The sequence below is a fragment of the Paraburkholderia sp. 31.1 genome, from assembly GCF_014397645.1.
GTDB classification, from domain to species: Bacteria; Pseudomonadota; Gammaproteobacteria; order Burkholderiales; family Burkholderiaceae; genus Paraburkholderia; species Paraburkholderia tuberum.
The window spans coordinates 40,576-57,375 of sequence record NZ_VZQN01000038.1 but is presented as its reverse complement, the minus strand read 5'-3'; the positions used below and the strand labels follow the sequence as shown (position 1 = coordinate 57,375).

General features: G+C 63.8%; 15 protein-coding genes and 1 pseudogene. 11 read left to right on the top strand and 5 right to left on the bottom strand.

All coding sequences use genetic code 11. The annotated features are described in order from the left end of the window. Positions 1–3: 3 nt before the first annotated feature. Positions 4–999, bottom strand: a complete 996-nt coding sequence (locus F6X37_RS26500) for a bifunctional riboflavin kinase/FAD synthetase (protein ID WP_187613343.1) — start codon at positions 997–999, stop codon at positions 4–6. A 138-nt stretch (positions 1,000–1,137) separates the two neighbouring features. On the opposite strand from F6X37_RS26500, the gene purN reads away from it, so the two are divergent. The 6 genes and pseudogenes from purN (at position 1,138) to nadC (ending at position 7,557) form a co-directional block, all read left to right on the top strand. Further along, complete coding sequence (gene purN / locus F6X37_RS26495; protein ID WP_090801571.1) at positions 1,138–1,791, top strand: phosphoribosylglycinamide formyltransferase; 654 nt, start codon at positions 1,138–1,140, stop codon at positions 1,789–1,791. Then, positions 1,788–3,047 carry an RsmB/NOP family class I SAM-dependent RNA methyltransferase gene (locus tag F6X37_RS26490; RefSeq protein WP_184058175.1) on the top strand — a complete coding sequence of 420 codons (1,260 nt, stop codon included), beginning with the start codon at positions 1,788–1,790 and terminating at the stop codon, positions 3,045–3,047. Before purN ends, F6X37_RS26490 begins: the two co-directional genes overlap by 4 nt. A gap of 90 nt (positions 3,048–3,137) precedes the next feature. Beyond that, positions 3,138–3,967 (top strand): annotated as a pseudogene (locus F6X37_RS26485) (hypothetical protein). Between the two features lie 200 nt (positions 3,968–4,167). Continuing rightward, positions 4,168–5,364, top strand: coding sequence for an acyl-CoA desaturase (locus F6X37_RS26480; protein WP_184051590.1), 1,197 nt, complete (start codon positions 4,168–4,170; stop codon positions 5,362–5,364). Between the two features lie 130 nt (positions 5,365–5,494). Beyond that, complete coding sequence (gene nadA / locus F6X37_RS26475) at positions 5,495–6,634, top strand: quinolinate synthase NadA (RefSeq protein ID WP_187613353.1); 1,140 nt, start codon at positions 5,495–5,497, stop codon at positions 6,632–6,634. Then, the gene (gene nadC, locus F6X37_RS26470; RefSeq protein WP_187613342.1) at positions 6,634–7,557 is read left to right on the top strand and encodes a carboxylating nicotinate-nucleotide diphosphorylase; all 924 of its coding nucleotides are present in this window, start codon (positions 6,634–6,636) and stop codon (positions 7,555–7,557) included. Before nadA ends, nadC begins: the two co-directional genes overlap by 1 nt. A gap of 124 nt (positions 7,558–7,681) precedes the next feature. On the opposite strand, the gene nadB is transcribed toward nadC, so the two are convergent. The 4 genes from nadB to radC form a co-directional block, all read right to left on the bottom strand. Then, positions 7,682–9,280: an L-aspartate oxidase gene (gene nadB, locus F6X37_RS26465; protein WP_187613341.1), complete on the bottom strand. Its 1,599-nt coding sequence runs from the start codon at positions 9,278–9,280 to the stop codon at positions 7,682–7,684. Between the two features lie 226 nt (positions 9,281–9,506). Continuing rightward, positions 9,507–9,674 (bottom strand): 50S ribosomal protein L33, encoded by a 168-nt coding sequence (rpmG, locus tag F6X37_RS26460; protein WP_008919555.1) that lies wholly within the window; start codon positions 9,672–9,674, stop codon positions 9,507–9,509. Positions 9,675–9,684: 10 nt separating this feature from the next. After that, positions 9,685–9,918, bottom strand: a complete 234-nt coding sequence (gene rpmB / locus F6X37_RS26455; RefSeq protein ID WP_007180631.1) for a 50S ribosomal protein L28 — start codon at positions 9,916–9,918, stop codon at positions 9,685–9,687. Positions 9,919–10,128: 210 nt separating this feature from the next. Further along, positions 10,129–11,043, bottom strand: coding sequence for a RadC family protein (gene radC / locus F6X37_RS26450; protein ID WP_187613340.1), 915 nt, complete (start codon positions 11,041–11,043; stop codon positions 10,129–10,131). A 208-nt stretch (positions 11,044–11,251) separates the two neighbouring features. Here radC and F6X37_RS26445 point away from each other — a divergent pair, with 208 nt between their 5' ends. The 5 genes from F6X37_RS26445 (at position 11,252) to F6X37_RS26425 (ending at position 16,789) form a co-directional block, all read left to right on the top strand. Beyond that, positions 11,252–11,707, top strand: a complete 456-nt coding sequence (locus F6X37_RS26445; protein WP_090801560.1) for a peptidylprolyl isomerase — start codon at positions 11,252–11,254, stop codon at positions 11,705–11,707. 2 nt (positions 11,708–11,709) lie between these two features. Beyond that, positions 11,710–12,669 carry a 4-hydroxy-3-methylbut-2-enyl diphosphate reductase gene (gene ispH / locus F6X37_RS26440; RefSeq protein WP_018421578.1) on the top strand — a complete coding sequence of 320 codons (960 nt, stop codon included), beginning with the start codon at positions 11,710–11,712 and terminating at the stop codon, positions 12,667–12,669. A gap of 542 nt (positions 12,670–13,211) precedes the next feature. Next, positions 13,212–14,414, top strand: a complete 1,203-nt coding sequence (locus F6X37_RS26435; protein WP_187613352.1) for a branched-chain amino acid ABC transporter substrate-binding protein — start codon at positions 13,212–13,214, stop codon at positions 14,412–14,414. 228 nt (positions 14,415–14,642) lie between these two features. Continuing rightward, positions 14,643–15,593: a branched-chain amino acid ABC transporter permease gene (locus F6X37_RS26430; protein ID WP_090801557.1), complete on the top strand. Its 951-nt coding sequence runs from the start codon at positions 14,643–14,645 to the stop codon at positions 15,591–15,593. A gap of 26 nt (positions 15,594–15,619) precedes the next feature. Beyond that, a complete protein-coding gene (locus F6X37_RS26425) occupies positions 15,620–16,789 on the top strand; it encodes an ABC transporter permease subunit (RefSeq protein ID WP_187613339.1) in 1,170 nt (389 codons plus the stop codon). The last annotated feature ends 11 nt before the right edge of the window (positions 16,790–16,800 follow it).

Sequence of the window (16,800 nt, the reverse complement as noted above, 5' to 3'; positions counted from 1 at the left end):
TGGTTATCTAATTCGGTCGGTGGCCGAGGTGGCGAAACCGGTGGAACGGCTGCCCGGCGTGCCGGCGCCGACCGCAGCGAACCATGCGCGCGCATTGGCGACGTCGCGCGCGATCGCGGCGGTCAGCGTTTCGAGATCGACGAACTTCTCCTCGTCGCGCAGCTTCTTCAGAAATTCGACGCGCACGAGTTTGCCATACGCGTCGCCGTGCCAATCGAGCAGGTGCACTTCGAGCAGCACACGGCCGGAATCGTCGACGGTGGGGCGCAGGCCGAGGCTCGCGACGCCCGGCAGCGGTTGCTCGGCGATGCCGTGCACCTGTACGACGAAGATGCCGGCCAGTGCCGGACGCTTGTGCGCGATCGGCAGATTGAGCGTCGGAAAGCCGAGATCGCGGCCGAGCTTCATGCCATGGGTGACGTGGCCGCTGATCAGATAGTCGCGGCCGAGCGCTGCGCGCGCCGAGTCGAGGTCGCCCGCGACCAGCGCCGCGCGCACGCCCGAGCTCGAGATGCGCGCGCCCGTCGGATCGGCGACCGTCGCCATCTGTTCGACTTCGAAACCGTACTGCTTGCCGGCCGTGCGCAGCGACGCGAAATCGCCGGCGCGCTTCGCGCCGTAGCGGAAGTCGTCGCCGATCATGATCCAGCGCGCGTGCAAGCCGTTGACGATGATCCGCTCGACGAACGCATCTGGCGACTGGCTCGCGAACGTGTGATTGAAGTGCTCGACGACGACCCGGTCGACCCCGTTGGTGCGCAGCGCCTCGAGCTTGTCGCGCAGCATCGCGATGCGCGGCGGCGCGCCGGCCGGGTTGAAGAACTCGCGCGGGTGCGGCTCGAAGGTCATCACGCAGACGGGCAGGCCACGCGCGTTCGCGGCCGCGCGCACGTGGGCGAGCAGAGCCTGGTGGCCGCGGTGGACACCGTCGAAGTTGCCGATGGTCAGCGCGCACGGCGCGCGGCTCTCGGCATTGGGAAGGCCGCGGAAGACTCTCACGATAGTGGGTTGCAGGCGTTGCTGCGATTGCAATAGGGGCGCGGGCGGGGTGCCACAAAACAATCGATTATAAACGCTTGGCGCAACAGACGGCTGCGCGGTCGCGGTCCGGCGATTGCCGAATGATAAAATCCGCGCATGAAAAAACTCGTCATCCTGATTTCCGGGCGGGGTAGCAACATGGAAGCCATCGTGCGCGCCTGCGCGAGCGAGGGCTGGCCGGCGCGGGTCGCCGCCGTGATTGCTAACCGTCCCGATGCCGCGGGGCTCGCGTTCGCGGCGTCGCATGGCATCGCCACGGCGGTGGTCGACCACCGCCAGTTTCCGGATCGCGACAGCTTCGACGCGGCACTCGCCGAGCAGATCGACGCCATCGCGCCGGACCTCGTCGTGCTCGCGGGCTTCATGCGCGTGCTGACCGAGCGCTTCGTCGACCACTACGCAGCGCGCATGCTGAACGTGCACCCGTCATTGCTGCCGAGCTTTCCGGGTCTGAAGACCCATCAGCAGGCGCTCGACGCCGGCGTGCGGTTCCACGGCGCGTCGGTGCATTTTGTCACGTCAAAGCTGGATCACGGGCCGATCGTCTTGCAGTCGGCGGTGCCTGTCGAGGCGGGCGATACCGCACAGACGCTCGCCGCACGCGTGCTCGCCACCGAGCACATCATTTATCCGCGCGCGGTGCGCTGGTTCGTCGAAGGGCGTCTCGCTCTGGACGGCTCGCGCGTCACGCTTACGCCGTCGGAGCCGCAATGGCTCTTTGCCGGTCACACCGCCGGAGAGGGCGCATGAGATTGCATGGTTTCCTGATTGGACAAACTGAAACGCTGCTGGCCGAAGTGCTGCGGCTGAACGGCCCCGCCGACGCCACCACGAGCCGCTTCTTCCGCGCGCATCCGAAGCTCGGGCACGCCGAGCGCGGCGTGATCGCCGAGGCGGTGTTCGCCGTGCTGCGCCGCCGGATGGAGTTCGCGCATCTGGCCGAAAGCGGCACTGGCAGCCCCGCGCGCCGCATGGCGCTGCTGGGCCTGATGCAGACGGCCGGACGCTCGGCGCTCAAGCCGTTCGTCACCGAGGCCGAGGCGACTTGGCTTGAGCACGTGGCGAAGATCGACCCGGAAAGCCTGCCACTGCGGATTCGCCTGAACCTGCCCGACTGGATCAGCCAGGCGCTCAGCTCGCGCTTCGAGGCCGCCGAGCTCGCGCAGCTGGCCGCCGCGCTGAACTACCCGGCGCCGCTCGATCTGCGCGCGAACCCGATCAAGGCGAGCCGCGACGACGTGCTGGGTGCGCTGTCGAAGGCGGGCATCGAGGCGGGCGCGACGCCGTTCGCGCCGCTCGGGGTGCGCGTGGTCGGCAAGCCGGCGCTCACCAAGCTCGACGCGTTCCAGCAGGGCTGGCTCGAAGTGCAGGACGAGGGCAGCCAGCTGCTGTGCTCGCTGGTCGCGCCTCGGCGCGGTGAGATGATCGTCGATTTCTGTGCGGGCGCGGGCGGCAAGACGCTGGCGCTCGGCGCGGCAATGCGCTCGACCGGCCGGCTCTACGCGTTCGATATCTCCGAGCGGCGTCTCGCGAAGCTGAAGCCGCGTCTCGCGCGCAGCGGCCTGTCGAACGTGAACCCGGTGCTGATCGACAGCGAACACGACGCGAAGATCAAGCGTCTGGCTGGCAAGATCGACCGCGTGCTCGTCGATGCACCGTGCAGCGGCCTCGGCACGCTGCGCCGCAACCCGGATCTGAAGTGGCGCCAGTCGCCGGAGTCGATCGCCGAGCTGGCGCCGAAGCAGGCGTCGATTCTCACGAGCGCGGCGCGTCTCGTGAAGAAGGGCGGCCGGCTCGTCTATGCTACGTGCTCGATTCTCGAAGCCGAAAACGAGGCGGTCGTGCAGCAGTTCCTCGCCGATCACCCTGATTTCGCGCTGGTGCCGGCGCGCGACGTCCTTGCCGAGCAGCGTATCGAGCTGGAGATGGGCGACTACCTGTCGCTGTGGCCGCACCGCCACGCGACCGACGGCTTTTTCGCCGCCGTGCTCGAGCGCCAGAGCTAGGCAACCGGCTGCAGGCCGGCGCGCGGATTGGCGGATGAATCCGCGCGCGTCGGCCATTCCGGCGACATCCATGCATACGACTTTACCCACATGTTCAGCGACATCGCGCGCGACTTCGGTCAGCGCGTGATGCTGTGGCAGGTCGCGATCCTGCTTGCGACGCTGCTCGTCGCGTGGCTGCTCGCGCGGACGCTGCGCCGCCGCATCAAGCGGCCGCAATCGACGCGCTACGAGAGCCTGCGTTTCGGCATGGAAAGCCTCGACCGGGCGGCTTTTCCGCTGATCGGCGCGGCACTGGTGCGGCTCGCGCGGGCGATCGCCGGCCAGTTCATGGACACCGCGCTGCTCGATCTGGCGCTGGTGCCGCTCGCCGGCATTGGGTTGATCTACATCGTGTTCTTCTTCGGCGGGTGTTCAACCGCGAAGGTGGCGAGCATCGGTGGCTGTTTCTCGTCGAGAAGATCGTGTCGGTGGTCGTGTGGATTGGCATGGTACTCACGCTGTTCGGCATTCAGAACGCCGTGATCGCGTGGATGGACAGCGTGAGCTTTGGCGTCGGTAATGCGCATATGACGCTGCTCGCCCAAGCCGCCGCCGACGTGCCGCGGGTGCTGCGCGAACCGGCGCCGGCGCCATTTCTGGTCGGCTTTGGCCGGGACGGCATCAATCTCGAGTTGGGTTTCCGGATCGAAGACGCGGCGAGCGGCACGCGTGGCGTGCTCTCAACCGTCAACTGCAATATCTGGCGTCTCTTTTCCGAGCACGGCATCACTATTGCGCTCCCGCAACGCGAGGTGCGCATCGTCGGTCAGGCAAGCGGCGCAATGCCGCACCCGGTGGCGATGACCGATCCGGTTTCCGACACCACGTCCGATCCCGCGCTCAGGCCCGCCAACCGTGCCGCCAACGACGGCCGTTAAGCCCCATTTCGCGCCGCGGCAAGGCATGCACCAGTGCCCAGGCAATCGCTATCGACTTGATTGCGCACAAAAAATCCCTATTTGTTACAAACACTTGGAACCCTTCAAGTAGAATATCGTCCTATCCCGCTGTATGCTTTCACTTTCATGACACGCGCGCCGCGTGTGCTTCGTATCTCTCGTTCTGCAGGTAACTTACCTTGTTGAATTCTTTGCTCGATTTCCTTGCCCACGGGCTGCTGCGTTTCTCGTGGTGGCAACTCGTCGTATACACGCTGATCGCGACGCACATCACGATTATCGGCGTGACCGTCTATCTGCATCGCTGCCAGGCGCATCGCGCGCTGGATCTGCACCCGATCGCCAGTCATTTTTTCCGCTTCTGGTTGTGGATGACCACCGGCATGCTGACCGGCCAGTGGGCCGCGATTCACCGCAAGCACCACGCGAAATGCGAGACCGAAGAGGATCCGCACAGCCCGCAGACGCGCGGCATCTGGAAGGTGCTGCTCGAAGGCGCCGAGCTCTATCGCACCGAAGCGAAAAACGAAGAAACGATGCGCAAGTTCAGTCACGGTACGCCGAACGACTGGATGGAGCGCAACGTCTACACGAAGTACCCGATTCTCGGCGTGAGCCTGATGATGGTGATCAACGTCGCGCTGTTCGGCGTCGTCGGCCTGACCATCTGGGCCGTGCAGATGGTGTGGATCCCTTTCTGGGCCGCGGGCGTGGTCAACGGCCTCGCGCACTTCTGGGGCTATCGCAACTTCAATTCGTCGGATGCGAGCACCAACATTTTCCCGTGGGGCATCATCATCGGTGGCGAAGAGCTGCATAACAATCACCACACGTATGCGACGTCGGCGAAGCTGTCGAACAAGTGGTACGAGTTCGACATTGGCTGGATGTACATCCGCATCATGCAGGCGTTTCGTCTGGCCAAAGTGAAGAAGGTCGCACCGACGCCGCGCCTGACCACCGGCAAGCTTGTGCTCGATCAGGACACGCTGCAGGCCGTGCTCGCGAACCGCTACGAAGTGATGGCGCGTTACGCGAAAGCGATCAAGCGCGCATACCGCCAGGAGCTCGCGCATCTGAAGGAAGTCGGCGCGCGCGAAAAGTATCAGGTGATGCGTGGTGCGCGCAGCTGGTTCCACAAGGAAGAGGCGGGCCTGAACGAGCCGCAGAAGCTCCAGCTGCCGCAGATTTTCGCGAACAGCCAGAAGCTGAAGACCTACATCGACATGCGCAACGAACTGGCGGCAATGTGGGAGCGCTCCAACGCGTCGCGCGAGCAATTGCTGGTGCAATTGCAGGACTGGTGCCATCGCGCAGAGCAGAGCGGTATCAAGGCGCTGCAAGACTTCGCGATGCGACTGCGTCGCTATGCCTGAAATCCATTAAAATTTCAGGACGTCACAAAACCCCGCGTTGGCGGGGTTTTGCGTTTTTGGGCCGTGGAAATGCATTGCGCGTGTAGCGCGATCGGCAAGCCGCGGCGGCCAAGTGAGGGCAGAGGAGATGATGGAGCAGCAGGCGATCAGGACCGTCGAATTCGATCGGCCTCAGGCGCAGGGCACGACCTGCGGGATCGGGCAGGCGTGGGCGAAGGTGCCCGAGACGCCGTCGGCGGAAGAAAAGCGGGCGCTGAAGGCGCGCATTCGCGAATTACTCAAGCGCGAGAAAGCGGTGCTGGTCGCGCACTATTATGTCGACGCCGAATTGCAGGAACTCGCCGACGAAACCGGCGGTTGCGTGGCCGATTCGCTGGAAATGGCGCGCTTCGGCCGCGATCACGAGGCGCAGACGCTGGTGGTCGCGGGCGTGCGCTTCATGGGCGAGACCGCAAAAATCCTCAGTCCAGACAAGCGCATTCTGATGCCGGATCTGGATGCGACCTGTTCGCTCGACCTCGGTTGTCCGGTCGACGAGTTCTCGGCGTTCTGCGACGCACACCCGGACCGCACGGTGGTCGTGTACGCGAACACGAGCGCGGCCGTGAAGGCGCGCTCGGACTGGATGGTGACGTCGTCGATCGGGTTGGAGATCGTCGCCGATCTGCATGCGCGCGGCGAGAAGATCATCTGGGCGCCGGATCGTCATCTCGGCAGCTACATCCAGGGCAAGACCGGCGCGGACATGCTGATGTGGCAGGGCTCGTGCCTCGTGCACGACGAATTCAAGGGCATCGAACTCGATCTGCTGCGCGCCGATTATCCGCACGCGAAGGTGCTCGTGCATCCGGAGTCGCCGGCCAACGTGATCGCCCAGGCGGACGTGGTCGGCTCGACCACGCAGTTGATCGACGCCGCGCGGAAGCTCGACGCGACGCACTTCATCGTCGCGACCGACCTCGGCATCCTGCACAAGATGCAACTCGCCGCGCCCGGCAAGACGCTGATTGCCGCGCCGACGGCCGGCAACAGCGCGACCTGCAAGAGCTGCGCGCATTGCCCGTGGATGGCGATGAACGGACTCGCCAATCTGGCCGATGTGCTCGAGCGCGGCCACAACGAAATCTTCGTCGAGCGTGGGATCGGCGAGCGTGCGCGTCTACCGATCGATCGCATGCTCGATTTCGCGGCGCGTCACAAGAAGCGCGTGCAGGCGAGCGGCGATCTCGCGCGCGACGCGCAACTGTATTCGAATGTGGGGGCAGCGTAATGAAGGTGGTGGAGAAGGCGCCTGAGCAGGTAGTGGCGCGCGAAGGGGCCGACGCAGTGTCGCCGCTTTTCGCGGCGATTCACGCGCAATATGGCGTGGCGTTCGACGCGGCGCTCGCACGCAATGTCGCCGATGCACTCGCCGAAGATATCGGCACCGGCGATCAGACCGGCCGCCTCGTGCCTGCCGATGACGTTCGCGACGCGCGCATCATCGTGCGCGAGGAAGCGGTACTGTGCGGCGTGCCGTGGTTCGACGCGGTGATGCGCGCGGTCGATCCTCGCATCGTAGTTCAATGGCGTTATCGCGAGGGCGACCGCATGAGCGCCGACACGACGGTCTGCGATCTTCGCGGGCCGGTGCGCGCGCTGCTGACCGCCGAGCGCAACGCGGTGAATTTCCTGCAGCTACTGTCGGGCGTGGCGAGCGCGACGCGCCGCTATGTCGACGCGATTGCTCACACGCACGCGCGCGTTCTCGATACGCGCAAGACGCTCCCGGGCTTGCGGCTCGCGCAGAAGTACGCGGTGCGCATCGGCGGCGGTGCGAACCAGCGGCTCGCGCTGTACGACGGCATTCTGATCAAGGAAAACCATATCGCCGCGGCCGGCGGCGTGGGCGCGGCGATGGACGCGGCGCTCGCGTTGAATGCGGGCGTGCCGATCCAGATCGAAGTCGAAACGCTCGAACAACTGGAAACCGCGCTCGCGCATGGCGCGCAGTCGATCCTGCTCGACAACTTCTCGTTCGACATGATGCGCGACGCGGTTCGCATCACGGCCGGGCGCGCGGTGCTCGAAGTGTCCGGCGGCGTGAATTTCGAGACCGTGCGCACGATCGCGGAGACTGGCGTGGACCGCGTGTCGATTGGCGCACTGACCAAAGACGTGCGCGCGACCGACTACTCGATGCGGATCGTTTGAGCGCCGCGCGTTTTAGCGCGACAGTCGACGCTCGTGACGACTTAACAACGCCATTGCCGGAGCTTACCGGCAATGGCCTTGTCGTTTGTGGCGTCGTTTCAGCGTGTATTTCGGCCCAAGGCTGTCAGGTATTCGGCCTGCGTACATACTTCGGCGTGAGCACCGTCGGTAGCGCCTTGGGTAATGTGGACGGCCAGTCGCGGCTGAAATGCAGGCCGCGGCTTTCGCGCCGCGAGCGCGCGCTGTCCACGATCAGCGACGCCACATCGACCAGATTGCGCAGTTCCAGCAGATCGCGGCTCACTTTGAAGTTCGCGTAGTACTCGTGGATCTCGTCGCGCAGCAACGCGAGCCGATGCTTCGCGCGCTCGAGTCGCTTGTCGGTGCGCACGATACCGACGTAGTTCCACATCAGCCGGCGCAGTTCGTCCCAGTTGTGCGCGACCACGACCTCCTCGTCCGGATCGGACACGCGGCTTTCGTCCCAGGCCGGCAGCGGCGCGTGAACGGCGGCAGCGAAGCCTTCCGCTTCGATCGCCTTGGCGGCGGAGCGGCCGGTCACGAGGCATTCGAGCAGCGAATTGCTGGCAAGTCGGTTCGCGCCGTGCAGGCCGGTGCAGGACGTTTCGCCGACTGCGTAGAGACCCGCGAGATCGGTGCGGCCCGCCAGATCGGTGACGACGCCGCCGCACGTGTAATGCGCGGCCGGTACCACTGGAATCGGCTCCTTCGTGATGTCGATGCCGAACTCGAGGCAGCGCGCCAGGATCGTCGGGAAATGCTCGTGCAGGAACGCGGCCGGCTGGTGGCTGATGTCGAGGTACACGCAATCGATGCCGCGTTTCTTGATCTCGAAGTCGATCGCCCGCGCGACGATGTCGCGCGGCGCAAGCTCCGCGCGCTCGTCGTGATTGGGCATGAAGCGCGTGCCATCCGGCAGTTTCAGAATGCCGCCTTCGCCGCGCACTGCTTCCGAAATCAGGAACGACTTCGCGTACGGGTGAAACAGGCACGTCGGGTGGAACTGGATGAATTCCATGTTCGACACGCGGCAGCCGGCGCGCCATGCCATCGCGATGCCGTCGCCGGTCGCGGTGTCGGGGTTGGTCGTGTACAGGTAGACCTTGCCGGCGCCGCCGGTCGCGAGCACCGTATGCGGCGCTTCGATCGTAACGGTTTGGCCGCTTTGCAGATCGAGCGCATACAGACCATGGCAGCGGCGGCCGGGCAGGCCGAGGCGTTCGGACGTGATCAGGTCGATTGCGTGATGGTCTTCGAACAGCGTGATGTTCGGATGCTGGCGCACCTGCTCGCTGAGCGTGGCGACGACCGCATGGCCGGTCGCGTCGGCCGCGTGAATGATCCGGCGATGGCTATGGCCGCCTTCGCGCGTCAAATGAAAGCCCAGTTCGGCGGCCTCGTCTTTCGTGAACGGCACGCCCTGTCCGATCAGCCATTCGATCGCGGCGCGCCCATGCTCGACGATAAAGCGTGTCGCCGCCTCGTCGCACAGGCCGCCGCCTGCGGTCAGCGTATCGCGCACGTGATTCTCGACGCTGTCCGCCGAATCGAGCACCGCGGCGATGCCGCCTTGTGCCCAGTCGCTCGCGCCTTCGGTCAGCGATCGCTTGGCGATCACAGCAACGCGCCGTGTCTGCGCGAGATTGAGCGCGACGCTCAAACCAGCCAGACCGCTACCGACAATCGCCACATCGAATTCCATTGCCCACATCTCCGTCTTTCGTTTTGCGATGACGGCGCGCGAACCGCCCGCCGCGAAAACGACAAAGGATACGCGCCGCATCGCCCTGGCGAAAGCTGGCCAAACGGAATAGGGCGATTCGCGCGCGCCTTGCGGAGCTATCGCGAGGTCCGCGCAAAAACAAAAAAGCCTCGCACGAATGCGAGGCTTTTCATGTTTTTGCCTTCGTCAGGCTGGAGAGCCAAGATTACTTGATCTTGGTTTCCTTGTAGTCAACGTGCTTGCGGATGACCGGATCAAATTTCTTGATCAGCATCTTTTCCGGCATGTTGCGTTTGTTCTTCGTGGTCGTGTAGAAGTGACCCGTGCCTGCGGTCGATTCCAGCTTGATCTTGTCGCGTGCGCCTTTCGCCATGATTTACTCCTTAGGCTTCACCGCGTGCGCGCAAATCTGCGAGCACAGCGTCGATACCGTTCTTGTCGATCAGGCGCAGGCCGGCGTTTGAAACGCGCAGACGCACCCAACGGTTTTCGCTTTCCACCCAGATACGGCGGTTTTGCAGGTTCGGCAGGAACCGGCGCTTGGTCTTGTTGTTCGCGTGGGAAACGTTGTTGCCGCTCATCGGCGCTTTCCCAGTTACTTGGCATACGCGTGCCATGAGAGCACTCCTAATACGCTAATTCTGAGTTCGAACGCCGTGAAAGTTTCCCGAAAAGAGCCGCGCTGAAAGTGTGCGAAGTTGCGCCGAATTTGCATCGAGACACTTCGCTACCACAGCTGCCTGACCTTTGCGGAACGCCTTGATGGCTTCGGAACAGGGGGTTGGAAATAGGCAAACCGGAATTCTAGCAGAAAAAAAGCCGCAAAATCAAACCTTATTTGCGATGCGGGACGCTGCGCCGTACGGCGGCCATTCCGCTTCCCGCGCTCGAGCGGGCTTGCGCGCGAGCCCCGGCCAGCCGGCGCGGGCGAACGAATATACGGTGTCCGCGCCGATCACCAGATGATCGATCAACTGCACATCGACGAGCGCGAGCGCGTCGCGCAGGGTCTGCGTGAGGCGGCAGTCGCTGGCACTCGGCTCGACGGCGCCGGACGGATGATTATGCGCGACGATCAGGCTGGCCGCGTTCGCGGCGAGCGCCCGCCGCACGATCTCGCGTGGATACACGGCCATGCGCGTGAGCGAGCCGCGCGCGCTTTCCTCGCAGCGGATCAGCCGATGCCGGGCGTCGAGAAACAGCGACACGAACACCTCCTGCGGCTGTCCGCCGATCAGAAGGCGCAGATAACTTTCGACCGCTTCGGGCGAATTCATTAGCGGGCGCTTGCGCATCTTGTCGACCAGCGAGCGACGCGCCATTTCCATGATCGCGAGTAATTGCGCTTTTTTCGCGGGGCCGATGCCGCGAATGCCGTCGAAGTCCGCATAAGTCGCGTCGAGCATCGCGCGCAGGGAGCCGAAGCGATCCAGCAGCGCCCGCGCGACGCTGAACACGTCGTGACCGGGCAGGCCGGAGCCGAGCACGAGCGCGATCATTTCGGTGTCCGACAGCACGTCGGGGCCCTGCTCGATCAGTCGCTCGCGCGGCATGTCGCGCCGGAGCCATTTACCCCGAAACAGTTGCCGCCGGCAGCGGGCGGTGGAGTCGGCGGCTTCTGACGGGGCCTCGGCCGACCGATTCGCGGCGGCTTTCACGCCGCCTCCGGCGCGTGCCGGCGCCTTCGGTCGTCGCAGCGTTGCCGCAGGTGTTTCGTCGATTGTGCTGGCGAAATCAGCCATATATATAGAGTCCTCCGCGTAAGGTTGACGGCGCACGCGGCGCAATGCGCCGCCGGGCCGTGCCGCCCTCGCGCGCGACGGACTCAAGCCGGCGCCCGCTAGGTGGCTTACAATAGACACTTTGCGCACGGCACGCCGACGGTTTGCCACACGCGTCGACTGCTCCGCGGCGCACGCGTGCAGCGCGCTTCGACTGAGCGAGCATTGCATGAGCATCATCGATATTTCCGAGGTGAAACCCGGTTCACACGTCACGCTGCATTACCGGCTTTCCCTTGCCGATGGCGCCGAAGTGATCAACACGTTCAACGACAAGCCGGCCACGCTGCTGCTCGGCGCCGGTCAACTGGCGCCGCCGCTGGAAGATATTTTGCTGGGTTTGAAGGTGGGCCGCCATTCGACCTTTCAGCTAGCGCCGGGCCAGGCGTTCGGCCCGCGCAATCCGGATCTGATCCAGCGCGTGTCCCTCGCCACGCTGCGGGAGAACAGCATGATCGGCGAGGATTTTTCCCCGGGTGACCTGGTCGAATTCAACGCGCCGGGCGGCGGGCGCTATGCCGGCGTACTGAAGGAAGTTGGCGAAACGTCGGCCCTATTCGATTTCAATCACCCGCTTGCCGGCCAGGCGCTGGCGTTTGAAGTGAAAATCATCGGGATTCTGTAAACATGAGCATCACGGATACGACTCTTGCCGAAGCGGAGATCCTGCTGGCCCAGCCACGCGGGTTCTGCGCCGGCGTCGACCGGGCGATCGAGATCGTCGAGCGGGCCATCAAGCTGTATGGCTCGCCGATCTACGTGCGTCACGAAATCGTCCATAACGCCTATGTGGTTGAAGACCTGCGCAAGAAGGGAGCGATCTTCATCGAGAACCTGGACGAAGTGCCGGCGGGCAACACGGTGATCTTCAGCGCGCATGGCGTGTCGAAGGCCGTGCGCTCGGAGGCGGAGTCGCGCGGGCTGCGGGTGTACGACGCCACTTGTCCGCTCGTGACCAAGGTGCATATCGAAGTCGCGAAGATGCGCCAGGACGGTTTCGACATCGTGATGATCGGCCACAAGGGCCACCCGGAAGTCGAAGGCACGATGGGCCAGGCGGCCGAGGGCATGCATCTGGTCGAGGACATCGAGGATGTGCAGGCATTGCAGCTCGCCGATCCGGAGCGGATCGCCTTCGTCACGCAAACCACGCTGTCGGTCGACGACGCCGCCGAAATCATCGGCGCGCTGAAGGCCAGGTACCCGTCCATCCGTGAGCCGAAGAAGCAGGACATCTGCTACGCCACGCAGAATCGCCAGGACGCAGTGAAGTTCATGGCGCCGCAGTGCGACGTCGTGATCGTCGTCGGCAGTCCGAACAGCTCGAATTCGAACCGCTTGCGCGAGCTCGCCGAGAAGCTCGGCGTGCCAGCCTATATGGTCGATTCGCCCGATCAGATCGATCCGGTTTGGGTCGAGGGCAAGCGCCGCATTGGCGTGACCGCCGGTGCGTCGGCGCCGGAGGTGCTGGCGCAGGCGGTGATCGCGCGTTTGCGCGAACTGGGTGTGCGCAACGTGCGCGCGCTCGAGGGTATCGAGGAAAACATCGCGTTTCCGCTGCCACGCGGGCTCGGTCTGCCAGCCTGACAATCCGTTAGCTACACTGAAAGGAAAGCGCGCCCGTGGGCGCGCTTTTTTTATGCCCGTGCCCGACGAACCTCCGATTAAATTAAGTGCCACATCGAATGACCGGTCGACTTTCGGTGGTCTCGCGCACAAATTTTTTTGAATTTGATCGGGGCTTTTATCGATTTTGGCGCGATGCGTCCCCGTTTTAAGCTCGCAAAAGCTTTAGGACGGATTGGATATGCACTGAATTGGTGCAATTTACCGAGCGCGCGCTAAATGGTCATGCCCGACGCAAAGCCCGGCCTATCCGGGATTCGCGCCGATCGCCCGCAACACTTGATGCCAGCGGGTTCGGCGCCGGTGCAACTGGTGCACGAAAACGGATCGCAACCAGGTTGCGCCTTTTAACGGATTTTGCTCTCAAAATCAGGTTGCAATGCAGGAAAACCCCACCGGTTCAACAATATTGCCACCCGCATAATTGGAGTTACAATGCGCGCGTTCTCAAGGCCTTGAGGTCCTGGACAGTGGATTTTGCAAGGCGCAGGAGACCTTACTTGATGCGAGTCAAATTTGCTTACGCCGTGTCCATCGCGGCCACGGTTGCGATGCTGACCGCGTGCGGCAAGAAACAGGATGGCGAAGCGGGAACGGGCGCATCGGCGGCCTCGGCCGCGGCGGTTGTCGCCACGAGCGAAGCGACTATCGTGAAGATCGGTCATGCGGCTCCGTTGACGGGCGGCATCGCGCACCTGGGCAAGGACAACGAAAATGGGGCGCGCCTCGCGGTCGAAGAAATCAATGCGCAGGGGTTGACGATCGACGGTCGCAAGATCCAGCTGCAACTCGACGCGCAGGACGATGCCGCGGACCCGAAAACCGGCACCGCCGTCGCGCAGAAGCTGGTCGACGATCACGTGGTCGCGGTGATCGGACACCTGAACTCCGGGGTCTCGATTCCGGCGTCGAAGATCTATAGCGACGCGAGCATCGTCGAGATCTCGCCGTCGTCGACGAATCCGGCCTATACGCAGCAAGGGTTCAAGACGACCTATCGGGTGGTCCCGACCGACGCGCAGCAGGGTCCGGCGCTCGCCAATTACGCGACGAAGGCGCTGGGCGCGAAACGCATCGCGGTCGTGGACGATGCGACCGCCTACGGCAAAGGTCTCGCGGACGAGTTCACGAAGACCGCCGAGGCGAGCGGCGCGAAGATCGTCGCGCGGGAGGCGACGAGCGACAAGGCCACGGATTTCCGGGCCATTCTCACGAAGATCAAGAGTGTTCAGCCGGACGCCATCATGTTCGGCGGCATGGACGCGACGGGCGGGCCGTTTACGAAGCAGGCGGCGGCGCTCGGTATCAGGGCAAAAATCCTTGGCGGCGACGGTGTGTGTACCGACAAGGTAGGTGAGCTGGCGGGTACCGCCGTGCAAAACCTGGTCTGTTCGGAAGCAGGACTCGCGCTTTCGAAAATGACCAATGGAGCGGACTTCGAAAAGAAGTACGAGGGCCGCTTCCACACGCCGGTGCAGATTTACGCGCCGTTCACGTACGACGCTGTGTACGTGATCGTCGATGCAATGAAGCGCGCTAATTCTATCGAGGCGCCCAAGGTGCTGGCTGCGATGCCTTCGACCGATTACAACGGGGTAATCGGCCACATCGCGTTCGACGACAAGGGTGATTTGAAAGAGGGCGCCATTACGCTTTACGACTTCAAGGACGGCAAGAAAGCAGTGCTCGACGTCGTAAAGATGTGATGACGGGAAGTTCGGCCTGACGGCACCGACACCATCCAACGGTGCCGTTTTTGCATCCGCCCAAGGTGAGCTCGCGACCGCATCACGGTCGTCAGGGCCAGCCGGCAGCGGATAACCCTTACCGGTCTTTTACATCAGTACCCGCAGTGCCGTTGAGATTCGTAGCGCATCACCGCCCACTGGCAGATGAAAAACGCGAATCCAGTCGCACGGGCTAAGGAGCATTAAATGGATATCTTCATCCAGCAGATCATCAATGGACTGGTGCTTGGCAGTGTCTACGCCATCATCGCACTGGGCTATACGATGGTTTACGGCATTCTGGGCATCATCAACTTCGCCCACGGCGACGTGTTGATGGTGGGCGCGATGGTTGCGCTCTCCGCCATAGGAGTGCTGCAGAACCACTTCCCCGGCCTGGGCAATGTGCTGACGCTCGTGATCGCGTTGATCATCGCGGCGGCGGTCTGCGCGGTGGTCGGCTACACGATCGAGCGGGTCGCCTACCGGCCGTTGCGGCGTGCGCCGCGTCTCGCGCCGCTGATCACCGCGATCGGTGTATCGATTCTGCTGCAGACGCTCGCGATGATGATCTGGTCGCGCAATCCGCTGCCGTTCCCGCAGTTGTTGCCCACCGACCCGCTCAACGTAATCAAGGCCACCGACACGACGCCCGGCGCCGTGATCTCGATGACTGAAATCGTGATCATCGTAACGGCGTTCCTCGTGATGGGCGGCCTCCTGCTGCTCGTGCACAAGACCAGGCTCGGCCGCGCCATGCGCGCGATCGCCGAGAACCCGAACGTCGCGAGTCTGATGGGTGTGAACCCGAACTTCGTGATTTCGGCGACCTTCATGATCGGCTCGGCGCTGGCTGCGCTCGCCGGCGTGATGATCGCGTCCGAATACGGCAACGCGCACTTCTACATGGGCTTCATCCCTGGCCTGAAGGCCTTTACCGCGGCGGTGCTCGGCGGTATCGGCAATCTCGGCGGCGCGATGGTCGGCGGCGTGCTCCTCGGCCTGATCGAGCAGTTGGGTGCCGGCTATATCGGCGACCTCACGGGCGGCGTGTTCGGCAGTAACTACCAGGACGTGTTCGCGTTCATCGTGCTGATCGTCGTGCTGGTGTTCCGTCCGTCGGGTCTGCTCGGCGAACGTGTCGCGGATCGCGCCTGATCCCGGGCCACAAGGAGTCAACAATCATGACCTCAATTCAACCGATCGAGCCGTCCACGACGCTCATCCCCGAAAAGAACCGCACGAAGACGCTGACTATCGGTATTCTCACGGCGATCTTCGTGATCGCGGCGCCGATGGTCATCGGCGCCGCGGGCGGCAACTACTGGGTCCGCGTGCTCGACTTCGCGATGCTGTACGTGATGCTCGCGCTGGGCCTGAACGTGGTGGTCGGCTTTGCCGGCCTGCTGGACCTGGGCTACATCGCGTTCTACGCGATCGGCGCCTACACGGCCGCGCTGCTGAGCTCACCGCACCTCGCGACGCAATTCGAGTGGATCGCGCATCTCGCGCCGAACGGCATCCACGTGCCGATCTGGATCATCGCGCCGATCGCGATGGCGCTCGCCGCGATGTTCGGGATTCTGCTCGGTGCGCCGACACTGCGTCTGCGTGGCGACTACCTCGCGATCGTGACCCTCGGCTTCGGGGAAATCGTGCGGATCTTCATGAACAACCTCGACCGTCCGGTGAACATCACCAACGGCCCGAAGGGGATCACCGGGATCGATCCGGTGTCCGTCGGCGGCTTCAGCCTCGCGCAGACACACTCGCTGTTGGGCATGCAGTTTCCGTCGGTGTACCTGTACTACTACCTGTTCGTGCTGTGCGCGCTGTTCGTGATCTGGACCTGTACGCGTCTGCAGCATTCGCGTATCGGCCGCGCGTGGGCCGCGATCCGCGAAGACGAAATCGCCGCCAAGGCAATGGGCATCAATACCCGTAACGTGAAGCTGCTTGCGTTCGCGATGGGCGCGTCGTTCGGCGGCCTGTCGGGCGCCATGTTCGCCTCGTTCCAGGGTTTCGTGTCGCCGGAATCGTTCACGTTCTGGGAATCGGTCGTGGTGCTCGCCTGCGTGGTGCTCGGCGGCATGGGCCACATTCCGGGTGTGATCCTCGGCGCGGTGCTGCTCGCGGTGTTCCCCGAGTTCCTGCGCTCGACGATGGGTCCGCTGCAGAACATGATCTTCGGCCATGAAATCGTCGATACCGAAGTGATCCGTCAGTTGCTGTACGGCCTCGCGATGGTCGTGATCATGCTGTACCGCTCGGAAGGCCTGTGGCCCGCGCCGAAGCACGAAGACAGGATTGCGAAGCTGGCGAAGCGTGGCGGCAAGAAGCCGGTGCGCGCATAAGGTCCGGTGGA

Excerpts from the sequence above, each read along its gene's own strand:
- F6X37_RS26445 (WP_090801560.1), top strand. The coding sequence starts at position 11,252 with ATGAGCATCATCGATATTTCCGAGGTGAAACCCGGTTCACACGTCACG.
- nadC (WP_187613342.1), top strand. The coding sequence starts at position 6,634 with ATGAAGGTGGTGGAGAAGGCGCCTGAGCAGGTAGTGGCGCGCGAAGGG.
- rpmG (WP_008919555.1), bottom strand. The coding sequence starts at position 9,674 with ATGGCGAAAGGCGCACGCGACAAGATCAAGCTGGAATCGACCGCAGGC.
- F6X37_RS26490 (WP_184058175.1), top strand. The coding sequence starts at position 1,788 with ATGAGATTGCATGGTTTCCTGATTGGACAAACTGAAACGCTGCTGGCC.
- F6X37_RS26425 (WP_187613339.1), top strand. The coding sequence starts at position 15,620 with ATGACCTCAATTCAACCGATCGAGCCGTCCACGACGCTCATCCCCGAA.
- nadB (WP_187613341.1), bottom strand. The coding sequence starts at position 9,280 with ATGGAATTCGATGTGGCGATTGTCGGTAGCGGTCTGGCTGGTTTGAGC.
- purN (WP_090801571.1), top strand. The coding sequence starts at position 1,138 with ATGAAAAAACTCGTCATCCTGATTTCCGGGCGGGGTAGCAACATGGAA.
- nadA (WP_187613353.1), top strand. The coding sequence starts at position 5,495 with ATGGAGCAGCAGGCGATCAGGACCGTCGAATTCGATCGGCCTCAGGCG.
- radC (WP_187613340.1), bottom strand. The coding sequence starts at position 11,043 with ATGGCTGATTTCGCCAGCACAATCGACGAAACACCTGCGGCAACGCTG.
- rpmB (WP_007180631.1), bottom strand. The coding sequence starts at position 9,918 with ATGGCACGCGTATGCCAAGTAACTGGGAAAGCGCCGATGAGCGGCAAC.
- ispH (WP_018421578.1), top strand. The coding sequence starts at position 11,710 with ATGAGCATCACGGATACGACTCTTGCCGAAGCGGAGATCCTGCTGGCC.
- F6X37_RS26430 (WP_090801557.1), top strand. The coding sequence starts at position 14,643 with ATGGATATCTTCATCCAGCAGATCATCAATGGACTGGTGCTTGGCAGT.
- F6X37_RS26435 (WP_187613352.1), top strand. The coding sequence starts at position 13,212 with ATGCGAGTCAAATTTGCTTACGCCGTGTCCATCGCGGCCACGGTTGCG.